The 5,321-nt window shown below is 39.5% G+C and carries 4 protein-coding genes; 3 read left to right on the forward strand and 1 reads right to left on the reverse strand.

Translation table 11 applies throughout. The features are described from left to right. Positions 1–359: 359 nt before the first annotated feature. Positions 360–614 carry a FitA-like ribbon-helix-helix domain-containing protein gene (locus CUN59_RS09355; protein ID WP_104387598.1) on the forward strand — a complete coding sequence of 85 codons (255 nt, stop codon included), beginning with the start codon at positions 360–362 and terminating at the stop codon, positions 612–614. A 254-nt stretch (positions 615–868) separates the two neighbouring features. On the opposite strand, the gene CUN59_RS09360 is transcribed toward CUN59_RS09355, so the two are convergent. Then, complete coding sequence (locus tag CUN59_RS09360; protein ID WP_104387602.1) at positions 869–1,483, reverse strand: CAP family protein; 615 nt, start codon at positions 1,481–1,483, stop codon at positions 869–871. A gap of 356 nt (positions 1,484–1,839) precedes the next feature. Between CUN59_RS09360 and CUN59_RS09365 the strand changes: the two genes are divergently transcribed. Both CUN59_RS09365 and CUN59_RS09375 read left to right on the forward strand, forming a co-directional pair. Further along, positions 1,840–3,186 carry a dihydroorotase gene (locus tag CUN59_RS09365; protein WP_104387599.1) on the forward strand — a complete coding sequence of 449 codons (1,347 nt, stop codon included), beginning with the start codon at positions 1,840–1,842 and terminating at the stop codon, positions 3,184–3,186. A 604-nt stretch (positions 3,187–3,790) separates the two neighbouring features. Further along, a complete protein-coding gene (locus tag CUN59_RS09375; protein ID WP_104387601.1) occupies positions 3,791–5,227 on the forward strand; it encodes an FAD-binding domain-containing protein in 1,437 nt (478 codons plus the stop codon). Positions 5,228–5,321: the final 94 nt, after the last annotated feature.

Here is a 5,321-nt window from a genome sequence, read left to right on the forward strand (position 1 = left end):
CTCTGTCTACAGCTATAAAATAGGAATCCTAAATTAGTTGTGAAGTAAGGGACTAAGCTGTTACGCAGCTAGATCCAATAATCCTAATATTCTTATTTCTTGTAGTGCGGGCATCTTGCCCGCAAGAATTCAGGACTTACGCAAAATAGAACGAAAGTAGGGGTAATTCATGAATTACCCCTACGAAAGAATCAGGTTTTTGATTGCTTTGTGCGTAAGTCCTAGAATTATACAAATTAAATGCACAACATCTTAAAAACGTGCAACCTATTCTTTTCAGCAAACCCTAAGTTAGCAAACGTGCCAAAAAACTATAGGATAATAGTATTGGTGAACAAGTAGAAACATAGTGGGGCAATATGAGAACACAGGTAATACTAGGAAATATTAATCCTGCTGTATTAGAAAAATTACAGGGTTTAGCTCAAAGCCATAATCGCAGTTTAGAAGATGAAGTCAAGGCAATTCTAGAAAATTTTGTAGAGGCTGAATTAGTAACTCAAGAATCGGCTAAATCTCAAGGATGGGCAAAAATATATGCTGCACGTCAGCGTCATTTAGGTAAAACTTTTAGTGATAGTGTTGAACTTTTACGTGAGGATAGAAACCGTTGACTAAATTTCTATGATATGGAGCATGATATTAGATGATTTCTGGCATGGTCAAAAATAAATATTTTTAGAAATATAGAACTGTTATAGCGGTATGCACTTGAATGAGATACAGAATTTACCTAAAAAACTATACACTCTCATGACTTTCAACTCTATTCCCTGTTCCCTGTTCCCTGCTATATTTGATTTTGAAAATATTAGAGAGTGCGGGCATTTTACCCGCTAGGATAATGAAGTCCTTTTTATTTGCGGTACTAGGGTTTTAACACATTAGCGGGAAACTGCCCTGTAACATTACCAGCAGGTAAATAGTGGCAGACAACATAGAAAGCATTAAATTTAGTACCATTCATAGTTTTAGTACCTCTGGCTGCACCACAACCTAATTGAGTGGTACTTTTCCACACAACTTGGGTAAAATGGCCAGTGGCACTAGAAAATCCGGGATTGTTGTAATCATATTTGAAAACTTCATTATACCAACTTGTTACTGCTTTGCTGGCCAGATTCGTTGCATCTATCGAGCCTGTAGTATAGAAAACATACAAGTTTTCGCCAGCATTGTTCCGCTGGGAGGCGGTGCTGTGTTGAAATAGTCCGTTAGTGGCTAAGTATTGCGCCCAGCGTTGGGCAGTGTTATTAGCAGAACTACTGCTAGTTAAGTTAGGACTACGATGGGTAGCCCGATAACCGTTATGTTTAGATAAAGACGTGTTACGGAAAGTGTTTAAATCAATAGTTGTTTGGGCGATCGCAGGTTTATTGCTCAGAGGCACTACATTAGCGAATTGAGAGGGAGCTATTCCAGTCAAGTTCAGAGTTAAGGCTGTACCTGTGGTAATAGTTAGAGTTAAAAATAGTTTATTCATGGTTTTATCTGATTGTTCTCTAATAGACATCTGGTAGTAATTAAATGTGCATAACCACTAAACCCTGGTAGGGACAATTCATGAATTGTCCCTACAACAATTTTTATTCCTATATTTAATGTAATTGTAGTTCATCAACAGGGGTATTATGTGTAATACTTATCCTCAATATGCCTTGAAAATTACATGACTTATACACAATGCAACTAAAACCCTGATTATTGCCTAGCCGTAATTGATCATTTTACCGACTTTGATTTTAATTTCCCTAACTCCTAAGATGATAAAATAGCCAATTTGATAGTCGAACTGTAAACTAGAGAACGGCTAAACAGTATTAATAAGTAATATTTCTCATGACCAAAGAACTATTAAAACAAGTAAGAGTAATTGATCCTGTCCAACAAATGGACGAATTAGCAGATGTATTAATTATTGACGGTTATATTCAAACCATCGCCCCACAAATCACGGATTTTAGTTCAAATACTGCCATTCGTGATTGTCACGGCTTGGTACTTGGGGCTGGATTAGTTGATTTATATAGTCATTCCGGTGAACCAGGATTTGAAGAACGAGAAACGCTGAGTTCTTTGTTACAAGCTGCTATTGCTGGTGGTTTTACCAGAATTGGTGTTTTACCAGATACATCACCAACAATTGATCAACCTGCTTTAGTCACACAGTTACAGCAACAAAGAAATCGGCAAAAACCCTCTCCCCATCTGCACATTTGGGGAGCAATTACTGTAGATGTGGCAGGTAAGCAATTAACAGAGGTAGCAGATTTAGCCTCTGCGGGAGTTGTGGGTTTTACAGATGGTAAACCGTGGGAAAATCTGGCCATAGTGCGGCGGGTTTTGGAGTATTTGCAACCCTTGGGTAAACCTGTAGCTTTTTGGCCATGCGATCGCCACTTAACAGGCAATGGTAAAATGCGAGAAGGTGCAGAAGCCTTGCGAATTGGTTTACCACCCATTCCCGTCAGTGCGGAAACAACTGCCATTGCTGCATTATTAGAATTAGTCGCCGATATAGGGACTCCAGTTCATATCATGCGTGTTTCCACGGCTCGCAGTGTAGAATTAATTGCCCAAGCTAAAGCCCAGGGTTTACCCATCACTGCTAGTACCACCTGGATGCACCTATTACTAGATACAACATCCATTAAGAGTTATCACACATCCTTGCATTTAGATCCGCCCTTGGGAAATAATCAAGATATGCTATTCTTGCGAAATGGTGTAAAAACTGGGGTGATAGATGCGATCGCTATTGATCATACAGCCTACACCTACGAGGAAAAAGCTCAAGCCTTTGCCGAATCCCCACCAGGGACAATTGGTTTAGAATTAGCATTACCCCTACTCTGGCACCATCTTGTAGCTACTGGAGAGTTTACAGCTTTAGAATTATGGCGCAGTTTGTGTCATCAGCCGGCAGCTTGTTTACATCAAGAAATTCCAGCCATTCAACCCGGTGCAAAAGCTGAATTAACATTATTTGATCCTCAGCAAACCTGGAATGTCAATAAAGCAACTCTACAAACACTTTCCCACAATACACCTTGGTTTGGACAGGAAATTACAGGCCGGGTTGTGCAAACTTGGTGTAACTGTTATAGCATAAAGCAGGAGGGAAGAGGCAGTGGTTCAGATCCCTTCCACTTCCCTCAGCAAAAGTCGCTCACTAACCGGGGTTAGGAGGCAGGAGGAAAAGCCTTATCCTCTATAATTTTTAATAGGACTTAAGCATAAGTTATGGAATCACGAACCGCAGAGGACGCAGAGAACACAGAGGAATAAGGGTTTGAGATATATTGTGCGTAAGTCCTGTTTAAGTTTCAGCACTTCGACTTACTTCGACAAGCTCAGTACAAGTCGCTCAGTAACCGTTTGTTTCTCATTGAACTGCATACTGCTATAGAATCAAATTTAGTACATGAGGGTTGCTGAATAAAGCTATAACCGTTTATTAATAGGGGTTTCGCGGATTTTAAGAACAAGCAAGTGCAACGTTTTGGCAAATGGAGTCTCAAAACAGTTGGATTTTTCCTTGTCGGGTCGAGTCGAGTCGGACATGAGAAATTGAGGATATCCAGATAGTTGAAACTGTTCCCTGGGATGCACTGAGCTTGTCGAAGTGTTTCCTGTTCCCTATTCCCTATTCCCCATTCCCCATTCCCTATTCCCCATTCCCCATTCCCCATTCCCCATTCCCCATTCCCTGTTCCCTGTTCCCTGTTCCCGTTCCCTCTCCTCACAGACAACTTTTTCAGCAAACCCTACATAAGAACTACTTCTATAAATGTCTGATCTAATTTTGTTTTGGCATCGTCGGGATTTACGTATTTCTGATCATACAGGACTAGCTGCGGCCAGAGAAAAAAGTGCAAAAATTGTGGGTGTATTTTGTTTAGATCCCCAAATTCTCCAAGCTGATGATATTGCCCCAGTCAGGGTAAAATATATGATTGGCTGTTTGCAAGCACTTAAGGAAAGATATCAACAAGCAGGTAGTCAATTACTAATTTTACATCATGATCCCGTTCTTGCCATTCCCCAATTAGCCGCAGCATTGAACGCCAAAGCAGTATTTTGGAATTGGGATGTTGAACCCTATTCCCAAATACGAGATTTAGCGGTAATTGATGGTTTAAAAACCCACGGAATTGAGTTTCTTAACTACAATTGGGATCAATTACTCCACCCACCAACGGAGATTTTTAGCGGTGCAAAAACTCCCTATACTGTTTATACTCCCTTCTGGAAAAATTGGTCTAGTAAACCAAAAGCTAACCCAGTGACAACCTTAGCAAATCTAGAAAATTTAACAGCCAAAGAACAGGAAATTGCCCAAGCTTCAGGAACAATTAATTTACCCTCGGCTGAAGATTTAGGTTTTATTTGGGATGGAGAATTAATAATTAGTCCTGGAGAATTGGCAGCACAAGCAAGATTAGATCATTTTGCCAATTATGCGATTAATGAATATCAAGAACAGCGAAATTTTCCCGCAATTGATGGAACATCTCAATTAAGTGCAGCTTTGAAATTTGGTGTCATTGGTATGAGAACTATTTGGCAAACTACAATAGAAGCGTTAGCAAATAGTAATAGTGAAGAAGTCAATGCCAGTATTAAAACATGGCAACAAGAATTAGCCTGGCGGGAATTTTATCAACACTGTATGTACCATTTCCCTCAATTAGCCCAAGGTGCATATAGAGATAATTTTAAAACATTTCCTTGGCGAAATAATGAAAAATATTTTCAAGCTTGGTGTGAAGGCAAAACAGGTTATCCTATAGTTGATGCTGCCATGCGTCAATTAAATGAAACTGGTTGGATGCACAATAGATGTAGAATGATCGTGGCCAGTTTTTTGACTAAAGATTTAATAATTAATCCCCAATGGGGAGAAAAATATTTTATGCAGACACTCATTGATGGTGATTTATCTGCTAACAATGGCGGTTGGCAATGGAGTGCTTCTAGTGGTATGGATCCCAAACCATTACGCATTTTTAACCCCGCCAGTCAAAGCCAAAAATTTGATGCTGAAGCAGAATATATTCGCCAATGGATACCCGAATTACGTTCTATAGATACAGAATATTTAGTATCTGGGAAAATTCCCCCGTTAGAATGTCATCGTGTTAATTATCCTAAACCAATTGTTGATCATCAAAAACAGCAAGCTTTATTTAAACAACTATATCAAGGACAAAAAGCTGTTAGTTAATTATTTCAGGACTTACGCAAAATAGAGCCAAAGTAGGGGTAATACCCTTCGGGAAGCAAGCTACATGAATTACCCCTACGAAATAATCAGGGTT

Source organism: Cuspidothrix issatschenkoi CHARLIE-1 (genome assembly GCF_002934005.1).
GTDB lineage: Bacteria > Cyanobacteriota > Cyanobacteriia > Cyanobacteriales > Nostocaceae > Cuspidothrix > Cuspidothrix issatschenkoi.